The sequence below is a fragment of the Streptomyces sp. NPDC059009 genome (assembly GCF_042740175.1).
In the GTDB taxonomy this organism is placed as follows: domain Bacteria; phylum Actinomycetota; class Actinomycetes; order Streptomycetales; family Streptomycetaceae; genus Streptomyces.
Map to the genome: position 1 here is coordinate 78,367 of NZ_JBHYJB010000005.1, position 21,766 is coordinate 100,132.

Annotated in this window: 17 protein-coding genes; 11 read left to right on the top strand and 6 right to left on the bottom strand. The window is 73.4% G+C overall.

Annotated features, from left to right (window positions below):
• The first annotated feature begins 2 nt into the window (after nt 1-2).
• From ACFWYM_RS06790 to ACFWYM_RS06825, 8 genes are read left to right on the top strand one after another with little or no spacing between them, the layout of a single operon-like run.
• Nucleotides 3-734, top strand: a complete 732-nt coding sequence (locus tag ACFWYM_RS06790) for a class I SAM-dependent methyltransferase (RefSeq protein WP_384831052.1) — start codon at nt 3-5, stop codon at nt 732-734.
• The gene (locus tag ACFWYM_RS06795; protein WP_384831054.1) at nt 731-5,167 is read left to right on the top strand and encodes an alpha-(1->3)-arabinofuranosyltransferase family protein; all 4,437 of its coding nucleotides are present in this window, start codon (nt 731-733) and stop codon (nt 5,165-5,167) included. The genes ACFWYM_RS06790 and ACFWYM_RS06795 overlap by 4 nt, the downstream gene beginning before the upstream one ends.
• A complete protein-coding gene (locus ACFWYM_RS06800) occupies nt 5,164-6,534 on the top strand; it encodes a condensation protein (RefSeq protein ID WP_384831057.1) in 1,371 nt (456 codons plus the stop codon). Before ACFWYM_RS06795 ends, ACFWYM_RS06800 begins: the two co-directional genes overlap by 4 nt.
• Entirely contained in the window at nt 6,531-7,307 is a 777-nt protein-coding gene (locus ACFWYM_RS06805) for a class I SAM-dependent methyltransferase (protein ID WP_384831059.1), read from the top strand. The genes ACFWYM_RS06800 and ACFWYM_RS06805 overlap by 4 nt, the downstream gene beginning before the upstream one ends.
• Nucleotides 7,308-7,322: 15 nt before the next feature.
• A complete protein-coding gene (locus tag ACFWYM_RS06810; protein ID WP_384831485.1) occupies nt 7,323-8,237 on the top strand; it encodes a hypothetical protein in 915 nt (304 codons plus the stop codon).
• Nucleotides 8,234-8,443, top strand: coding sequence for a Trm112 family protein (locus tag ACFWYM_RS06815; protein WP_384831062.1), 210 nt, complete (start codon nt 8,234-8,236; stop codon nt 8,441-8,443). Before ACFWYM_RS06810 ends, ACFWYM_RS06815 begins: the two co-directional genes overlap by 4 nt.
• Nucleotides 8,440-9,270: an FkbM family methyltransferase gene (locus ACFWYM_RS06820; protein ID WP_384831065.1), complete on the top strand. Its 831-nt coding sequence runs from the start codon at nt 8,440-8,442 to the stop codon at nt 9,268-9,270. Before ACFWYM_RS06815 ends, ACFWYM_RS06820 begins: the two co-directional genes overlap by 4 nt.
• The gene (locus tag ACFWYM_RS06825) at nt 9,251-9,868 is read left to right on the top strand and encodes a hypothetical protein (RefSeq protein WP_384831068.1); all 618 of its coding nucleotides are present in this window, start codon (nt 9,251-9,253) and stop codon (nt 9,866-9,868) included. Before ACFWYM_RS06820 ends, ACFWYM_RS06825 begins: the two co-directional genes overlap by 20 nt.
• On the opposite strand, the gene ACFWYM_RS06830 is transcribed toward ACFWYM_RS06825, so the two are convergent.
• Nucleotides 9,865-10,566 carry an esterase/lipase family protein gene (locus ACFWYM_RS06830; RefSeq protein WP_384831070.1) on the bottom strand — a complete coding sequence of 234 codons (702 nt, stop codon included), beginning with the start codon at nt 10,564-10,566 and terminating at the stop codon, nt 9,865-9,867. The two genes, ACFWYM_RS06825 and ACFWYM_RS06830, sit on opposite strands and share 4 nt — an antisense overlap.
• 126 nt (nt 10,567-10,692) lie before the next feature.
• Nucleotides 10,693-11,634: a RimK family alpha-L-glutamate ligase gene (locus tag ACFWYM_RS06835; protein WP_384831073.1), complete on the bottom strand. Its 942-nt coding sequence runs from the start codon at nt 11,632-11,634 to the stop codon at nt 10,693-10,695.
• A gap of 227 nt (nt 11,635-11,861) precedes the next feature.
• Between ACFWYM_RS06835 and ACFWYM_RS06840 the strand changes: the two genes are divergently transcribed.
• Nucleotides 11,862-13,700 carry a protein kinase gene (locus ACFWYM_RS06840; RefSeq protein ID WP_384831076.1) on the top strand — a complete coding sequence of 613 codons (1,839 nt, stop codon included), beginning with the start codon at nt 11,862-11,864 and terminating at the stop codon, nt 13,698-13,700.
• Nucleotides 13,701-13,887: 187 nt separating this feature from the next.
• Nucleotides 13,888-14,634 (top strand): hypothetical protein, encoded by a 747-nt coding sequence (locus tag ACFWYM_RS06845; RefSeq protein WP_384831079.1) that lies wholly within the window; start codon nt 13,888-13,890, stop codon nt 14,632-14,634.
• A 463-nt stretch (nt 14,635-15,097) separates the two neighbouring features.
• On the opposite strand, the gene ACFWYM_RS06850 is transcribed toward ACFWYM_RS06845, so the two are convergent.
• Entirely contained in the window at nt 15,098-16,348 is a 1,251-nt protein-coding gene (locus tag ACFWYM_RS06850) for an acyltransferase family protein (protein WP_384831082.1), read from the bottom strand.
• The gene (locus tag ACFWYM_RS06855) at nt 16,345-18,744 is read right to left on the bottom strand and encodes a glycosyltransferase (RefSeq protein ID WP_384831085.1); all 2,400 of its coding nucleotides are present in this window, start codon (nt 18,742-18,744) and stop codon (nt 16,345-16,347) included. Before ACFWYM_RS06855 ends, ACFWYM_RS06850 begins: the two co-directional genes overlap by 4 nt.
• A gap of 174 nt (nt 18,745-18,918) precedes the next feature.
• Here ACFWYM_RS06855 and ACFWYM_RS06860 point away from each other — a divergent pair, with 174 nt between their 5' ends.
• Nucleotides 18,919-20,403 carry an acyl-CoA synthetase gene (locus ACFWYM_RS06860; RefSeq protein WP_384831088.1) on the top strand — a complete coding sequence of 495 codons (1,485 nt, stop codon included), beginning with the start codon at nt 18,919-18,921 and terminating at the stop codon, nt 20,401-20,403.
• Between the two features lie 13 nt (nt 20,404-20,416).
• Here the strand turns inward: ACFWYM_RS06860 and ACFWYM_RS06865 are convergent, their stop codons facing one another.
• Both ACFWYM_RS06865 and ACFWYM_RS06870 read right to left on the bottom strand, forming a co-directional pair.
• A complete protein-coding gene (locus ACFWYM_RS06865) occupies nt 20,417-20,782 on the bottom strand; it encodes a GntR family transcriptional regulator (protein WP_384831090.1) in 366 nt (121 codons plus the stop codon).
• The gene (locus tag ACFWYM_RS06870) at nt 20,782-21,747 is read right to left on the bottom strand and encodes a DUF1648 domain-containing protein (RefSeq protein ID WP_384831093.1); all 966 of its coding nucleotides are present in this window, start codon (nt 21,745-21,747) and stop codon (nt 20,782-20,784) included. Before ACFWYM_RS06870 ends, ACFWYM_RS06865 begins: the two co-directional genes overlap by 1 nt.
• Between the last annotated feature and the right edge of the window lie 19 nt (nt 21,748-21,766).

Below are 21,766 nucleotides of genomic sequence, written 5' to 3' on the forward strand. Positions count from 1 at the left end.
CCGTGAAAGACCCTTCCCTGCGCCGCTCCGTCACCCTCTTCCGGGCCTTCCTGCGGGAACAGCAGGAGCCCGAGCGGTGCTATTCGCTCCTGGCCCGGGACGCCGCCGACCAGGTCGAGGCGTACGGCGGCCGGGTCGCGGACCGGGTCGTCGTCGACGTGGGCGGCGGGGGCGGCTACTTCACGCAGGAGTTCCGGCGGCGCGGCGCCCAGGCGTTCCTGTTCGAGCCGGACCTGGCCGAGCTGGGCGCCGCCGGTCAGAAGCCGCCGGACGGGGCGGTCGTCGCGGACGGCTATCTGCTGCCCCTGGGGGACGGCGTCGCCGACGTCGCCTTCTCCTCCAACGTGCTGGAGCACGTCTGTGACCCGCAGACCTTCCTGAGCGAGCTGGTGCGGGTCACCCGGCCCGGCGGGCTCATCTATGTCTCGTTCACCAACTGGCTGTCGCCCTGGGGCGGTCACGAGTGGGCGCCCTGGCACTATCTGGGCGCCGACCGGGCCCGGCTGCGCTACGAGAAGCGCACCGGACGGCCGGCCAAGCACACCCTCGGCGAGAACCTCTTCGCCCATCACGTCGGGCACACCCTGCGACAGGTGCGGGCCCGCGACGACGTGCGCGTCGTGGCGGCCCGCTCCCGCTACTGGCCGTTCCTGGCCGGTGCCGTCACCAAGGTGCCCGGCGTCCGTGAGTTCGCCACCTGGAACCTCCTCCTCATCCTCCGGCGGTATCCATGACCAGCACGGTGCAGGCACCACCCCCAGCTCCGGCACGGCCCACGGCGCCCGCCCCCGAGCCCCCGCACGGCCCGCGGTCGCGGCGCTGGCTCGCCGGGTTCTGGGCCGTGGTGTTCGTGGCGTTCCTCGCGGTCCATCCGGGCCGGATGACGTTCGACACCAAGCTGGGCGTGGCGCTCGACCCGTGGCAGTTCCTGTCCGATCTCGGGCAGTTGTGGCACGACCGGGGCGGCTTCGGCGGGATCCAGGACCAGTACGTCGGCTACGTCTTCCCGATGCTGCCGTTCTACGGGCTCGCGAAGGCCGTGCACCTGCCGGTCTGGCTGGCCGAGCGGCTCTGGTTCTCGCTGATCGTCTCGGTCGCGTTCTGGGGCGCCCTGCGCCTGGCCGAGCGGCTGCGGATCGGCAGCTCCGCGTCCCGGCTGCTCGGCGCCGTCGTGTACGCGCTGTGGCCGGTGTTCACCGTCGTGGTCGGCTCGACGTCGGCGGCGGCGCTGCCCGGCGCGTTCCTGCCGTGGGTGCTCCTCCCGCTCACCAACGACCGGGTGAGCGCCCGGACGGCGGCGCTGCGCTCGGCGCTGCTCATCCCGTTCATGGGCGGCGTGAACGCGGCGGCCACACTGGCCTCGCTGCTGCCCGTGGGGCTCTATCTCCTGTCGCGGCCGAACGGTCCCCGTAAGCGCAGGCTCATCCTGTGGTGGGTGCCGGGCGTCATCCTGGCCACCGCGTGGTGGGTGGTGCCGCTGCTGATGCTCGGCATGTATGGGGAGAACTTCCTTCCCTACGTGGAGACTTCGGCGACCACGACCGGCACGATGTCGGCGACCGAGTCGCTGCGCGGCGCCGGGAACTGGGTGGCGTATCTGCACTTCGGCGAGGCGTGGCTGCCCGCCGGGTGGACCGTCGCGAGCGCCGTGGTCACCATCGTCTGCTCCGGGTTCGCGGCCGCGCTCGGCCTCGCCGGGCTTGCCCGCCGCGACCTGCCCGAGCGGCGCTGGCTGGTGCTCACCGTCCTCTCCGTCGTCCTGATCACGCTCGCCGGGTACGGCGGGGCGTTCGGGGCGCCGTTCCACGGGACGGTGCAGGGCTGGCTGAACGGCTGGCTGGTGCCGTTCCGCAACATCTACAAGTTCCAGACGGGGCTCGCGCTCGCCCTTGCCTTCGGCCTCGCGCACCTCGTGGGCATCGCCGCGCAGACGCGCGGGGCGCGCCGGGTGCGGGGGCGGCGTTACGCGCCGCTGATCGCCGCCGTCCTGGTGCTTCCGGGGCTCGCCTGGCCGTATCTCAACGGGTCGGCCCTGCAGCCGGGTTCGTTCCAGAAGCTGCCCACGTACTGGCAGACGACCGCCGACTGGCTGGAGAAGTACTCGCCGGACTCGCGCGCCCTCGTCGTGCCCGCCACCGCGCACGGCATCTACACCTGGGGCTCCACCATCGACCAGCCCCTCGACGTCCTCGCCGACTCCCGCTGGGCGCAGCGCGACTACGTCCCCTTCGGCACCGCGGGCAACCGGCGGGCCATGGACGCGGTCGAGCAGGCCCTGATGACGGGCGGCCAAGTCCCGGGCCTGCGGGACTACTTGTCGCGCGCGGGGCTCCACTACGTCGTGGTGCGCAACGACCTCGACCCGGACCAGGTCGGGAACGTGCCGACGTCGACGGTGAAGCGGACCCTGGAGGAGTCCGGCTACAAGCGGGTCACCGGCTTCGGCCCCACCGAGACCGGCGGGATCATCCCGAACGACACACCCGTGCAGGTCGAGGGCCTCTACCCGCGCCAGCGCGCCGTCGAGATCTACGCCCCGGACTCCGGCGCCCAGCGCCCCGGGCAGGCGGGCCTCAAGCCCGTCTCCAACACGGCGGTGGTCAGCGGCGGCCCCGAGTCGCTGCTCCCGCTCTCCGCCGACCCCGAACTCCGCGACCGGCCCACGGTGTTGACGGGCGACAACCACCCGGGCCTCGGCAAGGCCGGGCTGCAGACGGTCGGGGACGGGCTGCGCCGCGCCGACACCCGCTTCGGCCTGGTCAACACCAACACCTCGTACCCGTACACGCGCGACGAGCGCAACGCGAGCGACGCCGAGCAGGACGCGGGCAAGAAGCCGCACCAGATCCTGCCGACGAAGGGCCAGGAGCACCAGACGGTGGCCCAGCTGCGCGGCGCCCGCTCGGTGACCGCGTCCAGCTACGGGAGCTGGCTGTTCCATCTGCCGCAGTACGACCCGGTGAACGCCTTCGACGGCAACCCGGACACCGCGTGGACCGAGGGCACCCCGAGCCACCCCGAGGGCCAGTGGCTCCGGGCCGAGTTCACGAAGAAGACCGCGATCCCGTCCTCCTTCAAGGTCACACCGCTCCCCCAGGAAGGCGTGCGGCCCGCGCCGACCAAGGTGAAGGTGGAGACGGAGCAGGGCAGCGTCGTCAGCGACCTCCAGCCCAACGGGATGGCGCAGCGCATCAATGCCAAGGCGGGCGCGTCGAGTTGGGTGAAGATCACCATTCTGGACGTGCAGTCGGGCAAGTCCGGGCTGACCGGCGCCGGGTTCGCGGAGATCTCCATCCCGAAGGTGCAGATCACCAAGCTGCTGCGGATGCCGACGGACACGGAGCCCACGGACGAGCGCGAGCCCACCACCGAGGCCGCCGCGACCACATACTCCATGCACCGCTCCGCCGACCCCAGCGGCCTGTCCCCCGTCACCGCCGAAGCGGGCCTGCACCGGCGCTTCTCGACGCCGGCCGAGGGCACGTACCAGATGAAGGCGAGCGCCGTCGCGGTGCCCGGCGAGGAGCTCGACGAGCTGCTCTACAAGGTGGCGCCCGACCAGGAGCAGCAGATCGTGGCGAGTGCCGACTCCACGTCGTCGCTCGGCACCGGCCTCTCCCCGCGCAACCTCACGGACGGCGATCTGACGACGGCGTGGATCGCCGGGGACCGGCCGGTCATCCATCTGAAGTGGCCGGGCAAGCAGCCGGTCGGCGAGGTCGTGCTCCCGGCGGCGGGCGGTCTGTCCACGCGCCCCGAGGAGATCCAGATCAGCACGCCGGACGGGGACGCCACCGTCGGCGTCGACCAGAACGGCGTCGCGCGCTTCGACCCGATCACCACCGACCGCATGACCATCACCGTCACGAAGAAGGCGCACCTGACCGTCCACAACCCGGTGGCCGACGACGACCTGCAGCTCCCGGTGGGCCTCACCGAGGTGTACATCCCGGCGCTCGACAAGTACCGCACCGAGCAGCCCTCCCCCAAGCGCACCTTTGAACTCCCGTGCGGCCAGGGCCCGGTGGTCGCCATCGACGGCAAGCTGTACGAGACCAGCGCCAAGGGCACCGTCCGCGACCTCGTGGACCGGCGGCCCGTCGACGTGACGCTCTGCCAGCGGGGCAAGGAGAGGCCCGAGGTGACGCTCGGCTCGGGCGGGCACAGCGTGGAGGCGGGCGACGCGGGTCCGCTCGCGCTCACCGGCGCCGAGCTCACCCGGGGCACCCCGGGCGCCCTCGACACCACCAAGCGCACCCTGACCGTCAAGGACTGGCTGGGCGACCGCCGCACGGTGGAGGTCGGCTCGGGCGCGGCCTCGTACCTGACGACGTACGAGAACGTGAACGACGGCTGGAAGGCGACCCTCAACGGCAAGGAGCTGACCTCGCTGCGGCTCGACGGCTGGCAGCAGGGCTGGCTGGTGCCGCAGGGCGCGGGCGGCACGATCAAGCTCAGCTACGAGCCCGCGGACACCTATGAGGCCGGGCTCTTCGGCGGCGCGGCGGGCGTGCTGCTGCTCGCCGTCGCGGTGTTCGTCCTGTGGCGGCGGCGCGAGCCGGGCGAGGACGAGACCGCCCCGGCGCCGCCCGGACCCGGCCTCGTGCTCGGCACGGTGGCGCTGACGCTGGTGGGCGCCGTGATCGCGGGCCTGTTCGCGCTGCTCGTGCCGGTGCTCGCCGTCGTCGCGTGGAAGCGGCACCGGCTGCTCGTGCCGCTCGCGTTCCTCGCCATGGCGGCGGCGGGCGTGGTCGCGGCGACGGGCGCCGGGGAGCCGTCGGGGGCGGACGCGGGCGCCTTCTCACCCGCCGCCCAACTCCTCGCGCTCATCGCGGTGTTCGCGGCGCTGGTGACGGTGCGGGACGAGGAGCCCTGGGGGCGTCCGGCCGCCGAGGGCGAGCGGGCCGGGTCGGACCCGTCGACGGCGACGCCGCCGTTGGGTACACCGGGAGCACCGGGGAACCCGAACCCGTACACGCCCTATGTCTCCGGGCCGACCCTCGCCGCGCGCGGACCGTCCGCCGGGCAGCCGGAGCCGGACCCGCCGACCAGGCCGCTGCCGCAGCGGCGGCCCAAGTTCAAGGCGACGCCGCCGGAGCCGGCTTCACCTCCGGCCGAGACGCCGCCCGAAGCATCACCGCCCCCGGGGGAAGGCAACCGCACATGACCGCTCTGGAACACCCCGCACGACGCGCCGACGAACCCGGCCGGCCCCCGGAGCGCATCCCGTTCCCCGTGGTCGACGAGGTCGCACGGCACTGCCTCCAGGAGGAGGAGCCGGAGACGGTGCACATCGAGGTGCACCTGCCCGGCGTCCCCGAACCGGCCCGCCTGAAGGCCGCGTTCGGCCAGGCGCTGCGGCGCCACCCGCGCATCCTGATGCGGGAGGCACGGGGCCCCTGGTACCGGCGGCGCTACGAGTGGGAGCTCACCGACGGGCCGGACGTGGAGGTGGTGACGTACCCGGCGGCGGAGCGGGACGCCCTGAAGCGGGCCAGGGAGCGGTCGCTCACCGAGGCCCCGCCGCTGACGTCGTCCCCGCCGATCCGCCTCGAGGTGGTCACCCCGGACGCGGACACCACGGTGCGGGACACCGCCGAGAAGTCCGGCGCCGTCCTCTTCCTCACCATCAACCACACCGCTCTCGACGGCCCCGCCTGCCTGCGGGTCCTCGCCACCGCCGCCGAGCTGTACGGCGGCCGCGACAACTCCCCGGCCGCTGCCCCCGTCCGTGCGGCGGCGGCAGCGGCCGACCAGCAGAAGGAGGAGCAGCCGGACGCCCCCTCCTCCCCCTGGGCCCCGCCCGCCCGCGTCGCCCACGGCACCCCGGCGCCCTCCCCCGGCAACGGCATGCTGGTGGCCGAACTCCCGGTCCCCAAGCGGCCGAAGGGCTCGGCGTTCACCGTCAACGACCAGCTCATGGTGGCGACGGCCCTGATGATCACGCACTGGAACCGGGAGCACGGCGAGAAGCCGCGCCCGCTGCGCATCACCATGCCCGTCGACGACCGCCCCCGCGACGAGACCATGCCCATCGGGAACGGCACGCGGCTCGTCGAAGTCCCTTTCAGCGCCGACGAGTTGAACGGCAAGGAGTGGACTCCGGCGGAGATCCGCGCGCTCCTCACCCGCACCTCGGGCCGCACCCGCGCCCTCAAGTCCCTGGCCCGCCCGCAGCTCGGCCACGGCGCGGCGCTGCTCACCGCGCCCGTCGTCCCGGTGGGCCTGCGCGCCGCCGTCACCCGCGGCCTGCGCAGGGCCGCCGCGCCCTGGACGTCCACGACGCTGCTCAGCAACATCGGCCGCGTCCCCTACGCCCTCGACTTCGGGGACGCCGGGCGCGCACACGCCGTGTGGTTCTCCGCGCCCGCCCGGATGCCGCGCGGCCTCACCGTGACGACGGCGTCCACGGCGGGCCGGCTGCACCTCGCCCTGCGCTGGTCCAGGACCCTGCTCAGCCACGGCGACGGCGCCCATCTGCGCGACCTCTTCGAGCACTACTCCCACGCCACGGAGGAGACGGCATCCCGATGAGTACCGCGCCTTCGGCGCCCACCGCGCCCACCTCGACCAGCGCGGACCGGCGCCCGCCGAGCCTGCGCGACTTCTACGAGAACCCGGCCGTGCCGGTGGCCTCCGGCGACGCCCGCAGCCTGCGCCAGGCACGGCTGCTCGCCGCCGCGCTCGGCCCCGCCACCGGGCCCACCGGTCCCGCCGTGGTCCTCGACATCGGCTGCGGCGACGGCCGGGCCGCGCGGACCGCGGCGCCGCTGCTCGCCGGGCACCGTGTCGTCGGCGTCGACTGGTCGCAGGACGCCCTGCGGCGGGCCCAGGCCCACCTCCCGTACGCGATCAGGGGTGAACTCACCGACGGCGGGCTGCCGTTCGCCGACGGGGCCGCCGACGCCGTGCTCTTCAGCGAGGTCATCGAGCATCTCGTCGACCCGGACAGCGCCCTGGACGAGCTGCGCCGGGTCCTGCGGCCGGGAGGCCATCTGATGCTGTCCACGCCGAACCTGGCGGCCTGGTACAACCGGGGGCTGCTGCTCGCGGGCGTCCAGCCGGTGTTCTCCGAGGTCAGCCTGCGCGGCATCCACGGCCGCCCCGGCAGCGAGGTCGTGGGACACCTGCGCCTCTACACCGCCCGCGCGCTCAGGGAGTTCGTGGCCGCGTCCGGCTTCGAGGTGGTGAAGGTCGCGGGCGCGCCCTTCCACGGCGTGCCACGCCCCCTTCGTGCCCTCGACAGACTGGCCTGCGCGGCGCCGAGCGCCGCCTCGATCCTGCTCCTGCACGCGCGGAGGACCTGAGCGATGTGGGTGGGTGTGGCCGCCGCGCTCCTCGCCAACCTCCTCTACAGCACCGGCTTCGTCCTGGAGAAGCGGGCCCTGACCGCGATGCCGTCGGTCAGCGTGCGCAACCCGGCGCGGCTGCTGCGCAACGTCCTCGGCAGCCCGCTGTGGATCGGCGGCTCGCTGGCGCTCGCGGCGGGCTTCGGCGCGCAGCTCGCCGTCTACCGGACGCTGCCGATCGCCGCGGCACAGGGCATCTTCGTCTCCGGTCTGGTGCTGCTCCTGCTGCTGTCCTCGGTGCTGCTCGGGGAGCGCACGTCGGGGCGCGAGCGGTACGCGGTGGCGGCGATCCTGGTGGCGCTGCTGATGGTGGTCCTCTCCCTCAAGGAGGGCTCGGACACGGTGAGCCACAGCGCGCCCGTGCCGCTGGTCCTCACCGTGTGCCTGCCGTCGCTCGCGGCGGGCGTCTGGCTGTACGGCAACGCGGAGCGGCGCTCCCGGCACCGGCACCGGCTGCCCACGACGGGCGTCGAGTACGGCGTGGCGGTGGGCCTGCTGTACGGGGTCAGCTCCCTCGCCATCAAGGGCGTCTCCAGCTATCTGACGACGGACGACCTGGGCTCGGCGGTCGGCCAGCTCTTCCGCTCCCCGTACCCCTATCTCCTCCTGTTCACCGGCGCGTTCGGCCTCGTCATGTCGCAGGCCGCGCTGCAGCGGTGCCGGGCGTCCCTGATCGTGCCGGTGTGCACGACGGTCACGTCGCTGTTCACGGCGGTCCTGGGGACGCTGGCCTTCGGCGAGGCACTGCCGCACGAACCGGTCCGGCTGGCCCTGCGCATCGGCGGCACGGCACTGGCGGTGTCGGTGCTCCTGGCCATGCCCAAGCACGACGCACCACCCGCCACCCCCCAACCCCCCACGACTCCGAAGGAGTTGACGTCCGGATGAACCCCGACGACCCGCTGCTGAAGATCCTGGCGTGCCCCCTCGACAAGGGCCCGCTGCACCTCCTCACCCCCGAGGACGTCCTCTACAACCCGCGCCTGCACCGCCGTTACCCGATCGTCGACGGCATACCGCAGCTGCTTCCCTCCTCGGGTGAACAGGTCCCCGAGGAGGAACACGAGCAGCTCGTGAAGCGGATCTCCCCATGACGGCAAGTGACCCGAGCCCCCACAAGACCCTCGCCGCCCGCCTCGCCCCGCACCTCCCGGCCCGGATCGTCGCCTCGCTCGCCCGCCTCGTCTACCCGCGCTTCGAACCGGAGCTGGCCCGCCTCGCCGACCTGTGCCCGCCCGGCTGCGCCACGGCGGTGGACGTCGGCGGCTGGTACGGCCCCTGGTCGCGCCGCCTCGCCGCACGCGCGCACCGCGTGGTGACGGTCGAACCGGTGCCGCACCTCGCCCGCCTCCTCGCGGACAGCACACCCCGCAACGTCCGCGTCATCCAGGCGGCGGCCACCGACCACCCGGGCACGGCCCGCCTGTGGCTGCCCACGGGAGACCGCGGCGACCGCGGCGTCTCCTCCCTGATCCGCCGCGACATCCACGGAGCGGCCCTCGACGTCCCCTGCCTCACCCTCGACGGACTCGGCCTGCGCGACGTCGACTTCATCAAGATCGACGTGGACGGCAACGAACTCCCCGTCCTGCACGGCGCGGAGGGCATCCTCTCCCGGGACCGCCCGGCGCTCTTCGTGGAGCTGGAGTCCCGTATCCAGCCCATCGCCCCGATCGTCGAGCACCTCACCGGCCACCACGGCTACGAGGGCTGGGTCCTGCCCCACGACACCTGGCTCCCCCTCACCGCGTTCGACCTGGAAGCACACCAGTCGGACACGTCGCACGTGGTCACCCAGGGCCTGCTGCGCCGCGTCCTGACCCCCCGCCATCCGCGGTACGTCAACTCGGTGCTGTTCCTGCCGCACGGCCGCAGACCCGGCGAGCGCGCGGTGCGCAACCATGGAGCCCATGCCCGCTAGCCCTGGTTCCCGCCCCGACCCCGCGAAGTCGACCCCCTTCACGCCGCTCTCCTTCCAGCTGGTCCTGCTGCGCCGCATGGCCGACCACAACCCGGACCTGGTCGAGGCCGCCCGCCACCAACTGGGCGTGTCCATCACGGAGATGAGAGAGGCGAACGCCCGCTGGCAGGCGATGACCCGCTCTCCGAAAGCCCGCGGCGCGGCATCCCGCTACCGCTCGGTCCTCGGCCCCCCGTCCGACACGGTGCGCCGCCAGGTCGGCGATCTGTCCTGCGAGGCGCTGCTGTGGCCGGTGCCGCTCTGGCCGGACCTGCGCTTCGAGATCCTCCTGGCGCCGAACGGGGCGGTGTGGAACGAGTGGCTGGTACGGGCGCCGGGCGCCCCGCCTCCCGCCCTGCGCACCCTGGCCGACCTCGCGCCCTGGTCGTGCACGGTGGACGAGGTGGCCCGCGCGTTCGCCCCCGCCCGCCCCATGGAGGGCACGGCTCCCACGCGGTGGGGGCTGGCCTTCTCGGGGACGGACGAGGACGGTCAAGTCCGCTCGTGCGTCGCGGAGTTCACCTGGGGACTGCTGCAACGGGTCGCGTTGCGCGACTAGCCGCGCAGGAAGGTGCGTACGCCCTGGGACACTCCGTCGTCGCCCAGCAGGTCGTTGTGCTTGAGGCAGCCCGCGGCGTTGTTGGCGGCGCCGTCCAGCGGGACGCTGTCGTCCGGGTTGATGACCTCGTCGCAGTTGGACCACCAGGTCGCGTACGCCACGCCGCCGGGCGTCTCGTCGCCCTCGGCGAGCCCGTCCTGGACGTACGAGCCGGGCGTCATGTCCCGGCACGCCTGCGACCAGGCGGCGCAGGCCCACGCCGTGCTGGTGCCGTGGTTGGGCCCGGCGAGCGAGGCCCAGTGGGCGACGGTGCCGGTGCCGCCGTCGTACTTGACGTACCAGCGGGTGACGAGGCTCCCGAAGGAGTGGGCGACGACGTCGACCTTGGTGGCGCCGGTCTTGGCGCGCACCTCGTCGACATAGTCGGCGAACCGCCCGGACAGCGTCTCGTTCACGGACTGGCTGGTGTCGTAACCCCAGGAGTACAGCTCGTCGTCGGTGTACCCGTCGGCCTTGAAGTCGTCGCGCAGCGAGCCCCAGACGCCGGGGTCGGCGTTGTAGCCGTGGACGAAGATGACGGGGGTGTGCGCGGCGGCTTCGGGGGCCTTCGGCTGGGCGGTGGCCGTGGTGGCGGCGCCGAGGAGGAGGCAGGCCGCGAGGGTGGTGGCGCGGGCGAGGCGCCGGGATGTGGGGGACATAGGGAGAAGGGTGAGGCTTGGGGGGTGGGATGAACAGAGCCGTGCACGGCCGGTGTTGCCTCCGGCGGTTCCTTTCCCCCCTATCGGCCTGAACGGCCTCGTCCTCAATCGCCGGACGGGCTATCCCTAGCCGGTCCGGCGCTTGAGGACGAGCCGCGTCAGCGGATTCGGGAAGGGGCGGGACTGGCGAAAGGAGCCCCGCAGGGCCACCCCCACAACCCCCTCCCCCACCACCCGAAACGCCCCCGGGCACACACTCAGGAACAAGTTCGGCTCAACCAGCTCCACCTCCATCACACACAGCCCACCCTCCCCGTCCACCACATCAACCCGCGCGTACAACAACCCCTCACCCCCCGGAACCGCCCCCAACGCCCGCTCGGCAAGGGCGAGTTCACCCGCCGAAGGCACCCACGCCCGCCGCCCGGGATGCGCGACCTTCGCCGCGTCGTACGCCACCCCGGGAGCCAGCACCGCCCCCTTCCGCACCGCGTGCAGAAACCGCCCCCCGAAGAAGACGAGGGCCCGCTCCCCCGTCACATCGACCGCCCGGACGTAGGGCTGCACCATCGCGGTGAGCCCCTCGGCGTGCAGCCGCGCGACATGCCGCCGGGCAGCGTCACCGTCCCCGGCCCCGTAACGCGCCGCGTACCGCGCCCCGTTGCCCGACGTGGGCTTGACCACGAACTCCTTGAACTCCTCGAGCCCCTCGAACCCCTCCCCCACCGGGCCCACCGCCCCCTCCCCCAGCCCCACAAACCACGTAGGAACCGTAGGAACCCCACCCTCCGCCAACTCCCCCAAGTACCGCTTGTCGGCGTTCCACCGCACCACCTCCACCGGATTGGCGAGCCGGGTCGCCTCCCCGCACCGCTCCGCCCACGCCACGAACTCCTCGGGCCGCTCGCAGTAGTCCCAGGTGGAGCGGATGACCACGAGGTCGTACGCGGACCAGTCGACACCGGGGTCGTCCCAGTACGGCGCGTCCACCTCCGCCCCCGCCTCCCCCACCGCCGCGAGCAGCCCCGCCAGATCGGGGTCCACGCTGTACCCCTCGGTGGGCCGCATGGTGACCAGAGCAACCCGAGGCCGCCGATCCCCACCCCGATCCCGACCCCGATCTCGGCCCCGACCTCGATCCCGTACCGACAAAACCCTCGCCTCTCCCTGCGCAAGATGTGACACGTGAGGATGTTGAGGCGATCCAGAAACGCTCAACTACCGCACATTCAGGGTCAGTTCACATGGGCACACGGATTCATGGCCATGACCTCACCGCGCCTATGATGCCGCCCATGGCAAGCCACGGGGATCTCATAGCGGGCCGCTACCGCATCACAGCACGGCTGGGGAGAGGCGGCATGGGCACGGTCTGGCGTGCCCAGGACGAGCTGCTCGGCCGCGCCGTCGCGGTCAAGGAGCTGCACGTCGACGACGGGCTCTCGGCCGTCGACGCCCAGGTGCAGCGCGAGCGCGTGCTGCGCGAGGCCCGCACCGTGGCGCAGATCCGGCACCCCGGCATCCTGGTCCTGCACGACGTGGTGCAGCACGACGGGCAGCCCTGGCTGGTGATGGAGCTGATCAACGGCCGTTCGCTGGCCGACCGGATCACCGCCGAGGGCCCGCTGCCGCCCGCCGAGGCCGCCCGCATCGGCCTCGACCTGCTCGCCGCCCTGCGCGCCGCACACTCCGCCGGGGTGCTGCACCGCGACCTCAAGCCCGCGAACGTCCTGCTGGAGTCGGGCAGCGACCGCGTCGTCCTCTCCGACTTCGGCATCGCCCAGCTCGACGGGCAGACGACGCTCACCGCGACCGGGTCGTTCGTGGGCTCCCCCGAATACACGGCGCCGGAGCGGATGTCGGGGCGGCGCACCGGCCCCGAGTCCGATCTGTGGTCGCTCGGCGTGCTGTTGTGCGCGGCCGTCGAGGGCGAGTCGCCGTTCCACCGCGACTCGGTGGCGGGGGTGCTGCACGCCGTCGTGGTCGACGAGGTGCGGCTGCCGGAGTCGGCGGGGGCGCTGCTTCCCGTCGTACGGGGACTGCTGGAGCGGGACGCGGAGCGCAGGTTCGACACGGCGGAGGCGGAGCGGGCGCTGCAGTCGGCGCTGAGCGGGGGCGGAAACCCGAACGGGTATCCCGGAGCGGGCGGGGGGCGGTCGGCCCACGGTGAAGCCGCCACCGTCCCGCACACCCACGCCGCCCCGCACAGCCACGCCGCCCCGCCGCCTCCTCCGCCCGCCGCCACCCTCCGCCAGGAGAACGGCCCGGGCCGTCCAGGCACCCCCGGCGACCCGGGTGAGCCCGTGGTGCACGCCTCCGCCCGGGCCGCGAACCGGCGCGGGCGACGCGGCCGCCGCGCCCTCGTCATCGGTGTCACCGTCGCCGCGCTCGCGGCGGGCGGGGTCGGCGCCGGGGTGTGGGCGATGACCCGGGACGACACCAACTCCTCGGCGCAGTCGGCCGGTTCGGGCGGAGCGGCCGAGGAGGTGCGCGAGAAGGACGTGCCGACGCCGCACCCCAGCAAGAAGCAGAAGGACAAGAAGAAGGACAGGAAGACCTCGGCGCCGAAGCCCGACACCAGCGGGCCCGGCCGCAAGAAGGACGACGGGCCCAAGGTCCCCACCCGGGCCCCGAAGCCCGCGGAGTCCCCGGCCTCCGCCGGGTCGCCCAAGCCGACCACGCCGTCGGGCACGGGTTATCACACGGTCACGGACCCGACGGGCTTCTCCTTCAGCGCGCCGACCGGGTTCACCCGTACCCCCGAGGGCCCGCGCGTCTACTACTACTCGCCGGGCAAGGAGTTCCGCATCGGCGTCCACCCGCAGGAACAGGACCCCGCGGGCCCGTACGAGGTGATGCGCCAGGCCCACAAGGACGGCCCCTCCGACTATCCGGGCTATCGCGCCGCCTCGGTCACGAAGACCACCCACAACGGACACCCGGCGGCGCTCTGGGTGTTCACGTGGGACGGCAGCTCGACGGACGGCGGCCCGCGCACCACGTGGGACCTGAGCTGGGACGAGGGCGGAAAGATGTACGACCTGTGGGTGTCCGCGCCGACGGGGCAGCAGGCGACGGGCAAGCGCCACTTCGACAAGGCCGGCGGGTCCTTCAAGGCGGCCGCCGGGGGCTGAGCCGGGCCCTTTGCGGACCCCGTCGCGGGTCCGTTCACACACCCCGTCGCGGGCCCGCGGCCGCCGGTCGCGGCACGGGGCCGTATGGGTGGAAGAGGCAGGAGAGCCGGGGCAAGTCCACGGCCGGGCGGAACTGTGCGATTAAGCGATCAATTCCACAGTCCCCTGCCGAAAGGATCCCGTACCCATGTCCCGCACCCTCCTCTCCGCCCGGGCCGCCGCCTTCGTCGTGGCCGCCGCGCTCGCCTCGACGGTGGCCCTGCCCGCCGCCGCACACGCCGCCCCGGCCGCCCCGAAGGCGCCGGTCACGGCGCCCGCCGCAGCCGTCGCCGCCCCGGGTGACGACACCCCGATCGTCGCGGCGAACAGCACCGTCTCGCTCGGCCTCAACGCGGACCTGGGCATCCAGGGCAACGTCGGCCTGAAGATCGGCGGCGGCCGGATCGTCACCGCCGACCACCGCATCGTCGGCGGCACGGTGAACCTCACCGGCAAGATCTCCCTGAACGCGGGCGCCAAGGCCGCCACCATCTCCAACGTCAGCATCGACCTCGCCACCGGCAACGTACGCGGGTCGGTCAACGGCACGGTGATGGTGCTCGGCACCATCGACACCAGCTCCCTGCACGCGTACTCCAAGGAGGGCGAGCACCTCCTCCACCTCGACATCGGCCTCAGCGCCGACAACAACATCGTGCTGAACGCGGCCGCGGCGGCGCGGCTGAACGCGGCGCTCGGCGTCGACGTGCTGGTCGAGGGCGCCGTCCTCACCACCGGCTCGGTCGACGTCGGCCTGAACCTCGACGCCGCGCTGGCCGCGGACCTCGACGTCGACCTGAACGCCGCGATCGACGCGGGCATCGACGTGGACCTCGGCCTCAACGCGGACATCGACCTGGGCCTGAACCTGCTGGGGGGCATCCACCTTCTCTGACCCTTCCCCTCCCCAGCGGAACAGGCCCCCGCGGATCGCTCACGCGGGGGCCTGTCCCGTGCCCGGGATCACCTGGGCGCACCTCTCGCACCCTTCCGACGCGCTGGAGTTGAGGCAACCACCAGGGGCGCGCCACCCCACACATGCGAACAGGGGAGCAGTTGTTCCCCGGAACAGGTGGTCGTCGCCCCAGAGTTTGCGTGCGGCCCCTGTGATTGACGATGCTTACGGGGCGCAACCAACGGGCTGCAGACCGTAGTTGACGTTCCATCAAGTCCCGTATGTCCCAAGCATGTCCCAAGGAGAAGCACCACCATGAACCTCATCACTGACGTCCTCGCCGGTCTCGCCCACTTCGTCGGCTGGCTGGTCTGACGTCACCCGCAGGACCGCACGACAGCGCGGCGCCGTCTCCCCCGTCCCAGGGGAGGCGGCGCCGCCGCGTGCAACGGGCGCACCGGGCTCACGCGCGGGGGTAGAAGTCCCGTGCCGCCCCCTTGCCGTCCCTGGCCCTGCCCAGCAGGCTCGCCGGGTACTCGATCAGCCAGTAGCTCGCCGTCCCCGCCACCAGCGCCACCAGGAGTACGGCGAGGAGCGCGACGGGAAAGCCCGTCCGGCCGGACGGGAGCAGACCCGACCGGTCGAGCTGGAGCATCACCGGCTCGTGCCAGATGTAGAGGCTGTAGCTGATCAGGCCGACGGCCGTCAGCGAGCGGGACCTCAACAGGCCGTGCCAGCGCGGCTGTTGGCCGGTCCGCAGATGCAGCGTGGCGTACAGGAGCACGCTCCACAGAACGGCCGCGATCGGGTGGTAGAAGGTCTGCCCGAAGTTCTCCGGCGCGGACGTGTACGAGAGCACGTACAGGCCCGCCGCCGCGCCGAGCGCCAGGGGCGCCGCCCCGCGCGCGGTGAGCCGCCCCCGGTCGCCGAGCGCCACCAGGAGCACCGCGAGGCCCATCCCGGCCGCGAAGCCGCCGAAGCGGGCCTGCGGCCCGAAGTACACCGGCCAGTCGGTGTACGGAACCCCGGCGAGGTAGTGCGCGCAGCCGATCCAGGCGACCGGCGCCGCGAACAGCGCCGCGCACCCCGCGCCGCACAGGGCGGCCCGCGCCCGCCTCGTGGGCAGCTTCCGGCACGCCCGCACGGCCGGCGGGCCGAGCGCGACCAGCACCAGATAGAAGGCGACTTCGAGGGCGAGCGACCACGTCGGGCCGAGCGTGTAGAAGATCCGCTCCCGGTCGAAGACATGGGTGAAGGTGAGGTGCTCGACCAGGTCCCGCCAGTCCCCCGGCAGCGTCGGGTTGCGCGTCGCCCACACCACGAGGACCGCCAGGAAGTACAGCGGCAGGATGCGGACGGCACGCCGGAAGAGGAACACTCGGGCGGTCCGCACCGAACGGTCGTCGCCGTCGATGGCCGCCCGCGCGTACGACAGGGTGAGCAGGTACGCCGACATGACGAAGAAGAGGTCGATGACCTCCAGGGAGAGCAGCGCCCCCAGGTAGGGGCTGTCCACCGGCGGGTGCGAGCCGTCCGCGTCGTACGTGTGGTACTGCTGCCACACGTGGAAGATCACCGTGCTGAGCGCGGCGATCCCGCGGAAGCCCTGGAGTTCGAGGGCGCGCCGCCCCGGGGCCGGGGTGGTGGCGGCCTTGGTGGCCGTGGCGGCCGTGCGGACCTCGGGCCTGGCCGTGGTGGCCGTCAGCGCGGTCATGAAGCCTCCGCCCGTGCCGTCGCCGCGGCGGCCGTCTCCGTGCGCGGTGTGACCCGCCACTTCCGGTCGCCCAGCGCCTCCTTGAGGTGGGACTGGCGGGCCACCATGTTCTTGAAGTGGGTGTAGAAGACGGTCGTGACGACGAGGTAGCGCCAGAACCAGCTCTTGCGGCGGCGCAGTTCGGGCACCGCGAGCCGCCAGGCGAAGGCCGCCTGCACGAGCCCCGCGGAGAGCGTGACCGCGAACGCGATCAGGCAGACGGGCACCGCCCAGTCGAGCCGGTCGGCGCCGCCCGCCCGCCAGGCGGCGTGCAGCAGCACCGGCAGGATCTGCAGGGTCAGCCACGGCTGCACCTCGCGCCAGCCGAGCAGCACGAAGAGGCCCGCCTTCTGCCGCCGTGTGAAGGACGGTGAACGCAGGCCCTGCCACAGGTACTTGAGCGAGACCTGAAGCCAGCCCTGCGCCCAGCGGGAGCGCTGGTTCCACAGCGGCCGCAGCGTCGTGGGCGCCAACTCCCTGGAGATGAGCGTGCGGTCCATGGCGATGCGGGCGCCCTCGTTCAGGGCGCGCATGGTCGAGTCGATGTCCTCGGTGAGCATCGAGCCGTGCATCCGGGTGCGCGCGAGCAGATCGGTGCGCCAGAAGCCGTTGGAGCCGCCGAACACCCCGAAGCCGTACATCCGGGTGCGCCCGGGGTGACTGACCGCGTAGATCGCCTCGAACTCGACGCCGACGAGCTTCGCGACCCAGGAGCTCTCGCCGTTGCGGATCACGCAGTGGCCCTGCACGACGTCGTAGCCGTTCGACAGCCAGTCCCAGGCGCGCCGGAAGGCGTCCGGGGCGGGGTGGTGGTCGGCGTCGAAGATCCCGACGAACTCGCCGCGCACGCGCGTGACGGCCGCGTTGATGTTCTGCGCCTTGGAGGTCGACCCGGCGACGGGCAGCAGCACGAGCCGCCGGTCCCGCTCCGCGATCCGGCGCAGCGTGTCCTCGACCGGCAGCGGGTGCGGGGTGTTGTACGCGAGGACGATCTCCAGCTCGTTCGGGTAGTCGAGGCGCAGGAACGACTCGACGGTGTCGACGATCGTCGCGGCCTCGTTCGGCAGGTACGCCGCGATGACGGCGCTCGCCGCCGGGTACGGCTGCGCGGGCCCGTCCGGGCGCGGCTCGGCGTCGAGCGAGAACAGGCACTCCAGGACGATGAGCAGCGCCGACAGGACGAGCCCCGCGACCACCACCCAGTACGCCACCGAGGCGGCGTCCCAGCCCATGGCGTACGCCTGTTGGTACAGCAGGAACGGCAGCCCGACGCCGAGGACGAGCGGCAGCAGCGGCGTGAGCGCACAGAGCAGCGGACGCAGCAGCGGGCGCAGGCCGAAGCGGGCGCCCGCGCGGTGCCGGTGCGGGGTGCTGGTGCGCATCCACGGCTCGTACCGCACGGGCCGCAGATCGCGGTGGCGCACGGCCTCCGCGACGGCGTCCCGCGCGTACTCGGCGGCCCGCTCGTGGTCCGGGCAGCCGGCGAGCGGGGTCCAGCCGACGACCGGGGTGAGCCGGACGTTCTCGTCGGCGACGACGAACCGGGTCCCGGCGACGGAGTGCGCGAACTCCCGCAGCGCGACGACGGCCGCGTCCTCGTCGACGCCCGGCATCAGCACGAGCAGCTGCCCCTTCTCGTCCCAGCCGAGCAGGCCGGCGGCCGCGCTCCCCATCCCTCCCCGGGCTCTCGATCCCGCTGCGGCCGGGGAGACCCCCTGCGCGACGCCCGCGAGCCGCTCGGCGACCTCGCGCCGCACCCGCGGACCGAGCCGCGCCTCCAGGGCGCTCATCTCGGCGACGCCGACGACGGCGAGGATCCCGCCGAGGCGGGCGGCGGCGGGCCTGCGCAGCTCGCGGTCGAGCTCGTCCATGAAGTGCGGGGCGGAGTAGAGCCCGGTCCGCGGGTCCCGCATCAGATGCTCTACGGGGATCGGCACCCGGTGCAGCTTGGCGGCGATGCGGGCGGACAGTTCGACGGGCGCGGAGGTCTCCGGGAGACAGTCGTCGGCCCCGTGCCGCAGCAGGTCGGCGACGGCCTCCGGGTCCGGGGCGCGGTCCTCGGTGACCATGACGAGCGGCAGCGCCTGCCCGGCCGGATCGCCCCGGACCTCCCGGACGAGCTCGATCCCGCCGGAGCCTTTGGTGCCGCCGTCGAGGGCGACGATCGCGTCCGGGGGCGCCTGCCGGACGTGCCGGTGCACCTCGCCGGGCGCGGCGTGGGTGACCTCGTACCCGGTCGACTTCAGATTGAGGGTGAGCTGCTCCCGGCTGGGCCCGGGCGGGCCGACGGCGAGCACATGAGCGACGGCGCCCGGGGCCTGACGGGGGCCCGGGCGCGGCGGTATTGCAGTGACCATATGTGTGTGGTCCCATCCTGTTCGGATTGTGGGGGAGGACCACCGACCAACCCGAAATCCCGGGCCAATCGGCCACATCAGCCTCAACGATCTCTGTGACACCGCATCTTCAGGGGCGTAAAGCTCTGATTACGCCCCTGTGCACGGACTGAGCACACGAAGGAGAGCACCCACGTGACCGCACCCTCCGGCCCGCTGTTCCCGCCCCTGTCTGCCGGGCGCACCACCGGCCGCCCCGCACTCCGCTTCGGTGAGCGCTCCCTCTCGTACGCGCAACTGGCGGACACGGCACGCACGTTGGCGGGACGCCTGGAGGGCGCGGGCCGCGTCGCGGTGTGGGCGACGCCGACGCTGGAGACGGCCGTCGCGGTGGTGGCGGCGCTCCTCGCCGGGGTGCCCGCGGTGCCGCTCAACCCGAAGTCGGGGGGCGGGGAGCTGGCGCACATCGTGGCGGACAGTGAGCCGGCGGCGGTACTGGCGGGGCCGGGGGCTCAACTCCCGCCAGAATTGCGGGCATTGGAACAGATCGAGGTCAGGGCCGAGGCGGCGCCCCCAGGGGCCGGACGCCACGACACCGTACGCACGGAGACGCCCCTCGACCCTGAGTCCCCCGCCCTGATCGTCTACACGTCCGGCACGACGGGCCCGCCCAAGGGCGCCGTCCTGCCCCGCCGCGCGCTCGCCACGACGCTGGACGCGCTCGCGGACGCCTGGCAGTGGACCGCCGACGACGTCCTGGTGCACGGCCTCCCCCTCTTCCACGTCCACGGTCTGATCCTCGGCGTCCTCGGCCCGCTGCGGCGCGGCGGCTCGGTGCGTCACCTCGGCAGGTTCAGCACGGACGGGGTGGCCAGGGAGCTGAGTGCGGGGGCCACGATGCTGTTCGGGGTCCCGACGATGTACCACCGCATCGCCGAAGCGCTCCCGGACGACCCGGAGTTGAGCAAGGCCCTGGCCTCCGCCCGCCTCCTCGTCTCGGGCTCGGCGGCGCTCCCGGTGCACGACCACGAGCGGATCGCGGCGGCGACGGGCCGCCGGGTCATCGAGCGCTACGGCATGACGGAGACCCTCATGAACACGAGTGTGCGCGCCGACGGGGAGCCCCGCGCGGGCACGGTGGGCGTGCCGCTGCCCGGCGTCGAGCTGCGCCTCGTGGACGAGGCGGGCGAGGAGCTCCCGCCCGGCGACCCCGAGGCGGTCGGCGAGATCCAGGTGCGGGGCCCGAACCTCTTCACGGAGTACCTGGGGCGCCCGGACGCGACGGCGGCGGCGTTCGCGCCGGGGGGCTGGTTCCGTACGGGGGACGTGGCGCTGCGGGACCCGGACGGGTACGTCCGGATCGTGGGGCGGAAGGCCACCGACCTGATCAAGAGCGGCGGTTACAAGATCGGGGCGGGCGAGATCGAGAACGCGCTGCTTGAGCTCGACGGGGTGCGGGAGGCGGCGGTGACGGGCGAGCCGGACCCGGACCTGGGCGAGCGGGTGGTGGCGTGGGTGGTCCCGGCCGACGCGCAACACCCGCCCACGGCACAGGAGTTGGCGGACCATGTGGCCCACCGCCTCGCCCCGCACAAGCGGCCGCGGGTGGTCCACCACCTCGCGGCGCTGCCCCGCAACGACATGGGCAAGGTGATGAAGCGGGCGCTGCGGGCGGGCTGACGCCGGACACGCACTACGACCGGGCCCCGAACCCGTCCCGCACCAGCTTCAGCACCTCTCCCTCCGACAGCCCGAGATCCCGCGCCTGGTCGACGAACTCCCGTACCCGTACGAGAAGTTGAGCACGGTCGCGGGAGCTCCGGCCGTCCACCACCACGGCGCCGCGCCCCCGGCGCAGCTCGATCAGGCCCTCCTCGCGCAGCCGCTGGTAGCCGCGCAGGACCGTGTGGACGTTGACGCCGAGGGAGTCCGCGAGCAGCCGGGCGGCGGGCAGCCGTTCGCCGGGGGCGACCGCGCCCTCGGCGATGGCGCGGCGCACCGAGGCGGCGATCTGGTCGCCGAGGGGCTGCGGCGCGGCGGGGTCGACCCGGAACAGCATCAGCGCCTCACGGCCTCTCGGCCGGCGAGAGTGTTCAGCAGGGCGGCCGCGGTCGCCGAGTCGTCGACCGTGACCGCGAACTCCCGCCCGCCGCAGCGCCGTACGACGACGGCCTCCCCCGACCGCAGGATCACGCCGGACCGCCCGCTGCGGACGCGGTAGCCCCAACCCCCGTAATCGGGCAGCGCCTTGACCTCCCGGCTGTCGGCCCGCTCGACGTCGGCGAGCGGCACCCGCACACGCGGCCAGGGCAGCGGCGTGAACCGGACGGTCAGCCCGTGCCGGTCGACGGTGACGTGCGGGGCGCAGAAGACGAGGCAGAGCAGTCCGCACAGCAGCGGCACGGCACCGCTCCACCCGTCGGCGTACACCATGACGCCCCCGAACACGACCAGGGCCGCGCTCACGGCGCCGAGCACTCTGGAAGGCGCGCGCCGGGACCAGCTCGCCACCTCCTGGTCCGCGAGGTCGATCCTCTCAACGGGCCCGCCCCCGCCCGGCGGCGGCGCGGACTCGGGCAGCTTCCGCACCGCCAGGACGCCGAGCCCCGCCGCGAGCGCCCCCGCCCCGACGGCCGCCGCGAGCTGCCACAGCGGCAGTCGGACCGTCCCGGCGTCGGCGGCGACGTCCAGGTTGGCGCGCAGCGTGGCCACCATCAGATACCCGATGAGCCCGGCGACGCCGTACCCGATGACGAGCACCGCCCTCATCCCACGAGCGTCCCGCTGCGAGGCGGCCGCGATGCCGCCCCACAGGACGGCCATCCCGACCAGCAGCGCGGCGGCCACGACGACGAAGGACCCGCGTGAGGAGTAGCCGTCGGCGTCGCCCCCGCCGCTGAAGTGCGTGGCGATCCGCTCCGGCAGCCGCTCCCGCCAGGCCAGGAAGAAGGCCAGGTCGACCGCGAGGGCCAGCGGGAACGGCAGCGCCGCGACGGCGACGAGACGGCTTCGGACTCGGTTCATGAAAACCCCCTTGTTCGCA

Bases quoted from the DNA above. Each gene is read 5' to 3' on its own strand.
- ACFWYM_RS06795 (WP_384831054.1), top strand. From the start codon at position 731: ATGACCAGCACGGTGCAGGCACCACCCCCAGCTCCGGCACGGCCCACG.
- ACFWYM_RS06800 (WP_384831057.1), top strand. From the start codon at position 5,164: ATGACCGCTCTGGAACACCCCGCACGACGCGCCGACGAACCCGGCCGG.
- ACFWYM_RS06805 (WP_384831059.1), top strand. From the start codon at position 6,531: ATGAGTACCGCGCCTTCGGCGCCCACCGCGCCCACCTCGACCAGCGCG.
- ACFWYM_RS06815 (WP_384831062.1), top strand. From the start codon at position 8,234: ATGAACCCCGACGACCCGCTGCTGAAGATCCTGGCGTGCCCCCTCGAC.
- ACFWYM_RS06820 (WP_384831065.1), top strand. From the start codon at position 8,440: ATGACGGCAAGTGACCCGAGCCCCCACAAGACCCTCGCCGCCCGCCTC.
- ACFWYM_RS06825 (WP_384831068.1), top strand. From the start codon at position 9,251: ATGGAGCCCATGCCCGCTAGCCCTGGTTCCCGCCCCGACCCCGCGAAG.
- ACFWYM_RS06830 (WP_384831070.1), bottom strand. From the start codon at position 10,566: ATGTCCCCCACATCCCGGCGCCTCGCCCGCGCCACCACCCTCGCGGCC.
- ACFWYM_RS06835 (WP_384831073.1), bottom strand. From the start codon at position 11,634: ATGCGGCCCACCGAGGGGTACAGCGTGGACCCCGATCTGGCGGGGCTG.
- ACFWYM_RS06840 (WP_384831076.1), top strand. From the start codon at position 11,862: ATGGCAAGCCACGGGGATCTCATAGCGGGCCGCTACCGCATCACAGCA.
- ACFWYM_RS06845 (WP_384831079.1), top strand. From the start codon at position 13,888: ATGTCCCGCACCCTCCTCTCCGCCCGGGCCGCCGCCTTCGTCGTGGCC.
- ACFWYM_RS06850 (WP_384831082.1), bottom strand. From the start codon at position 16,348: ATGACCGCGCTGACGGCCACCACGGCCAGGCCCGAGGTCCGCACGGCC.
- ACFWYM_RS06855 (WP_384831085.1), bottom strand. From the start codon at position 18,744: ATGGTCACTGCAATACCGCCGCGCCCGGGCCCCCGTCAGGCCCCGGGC.
- ACFWYM_RS06865 (WP_384831090.1), bottom strand. From the start codon at position 20,782: ATGCTGTTCCGGGTCGACCCCGCCGCGCCGCAGCCCCTCGGCGACCAG.
- ACFWYM_RS06870 (WP_384831093.1), bottom strand. From the start codon at position 21,747: ATGAACCGAGTCCGAAGCCGTCTCGTCGCCGTCGCGGCGCTGCCGTTC.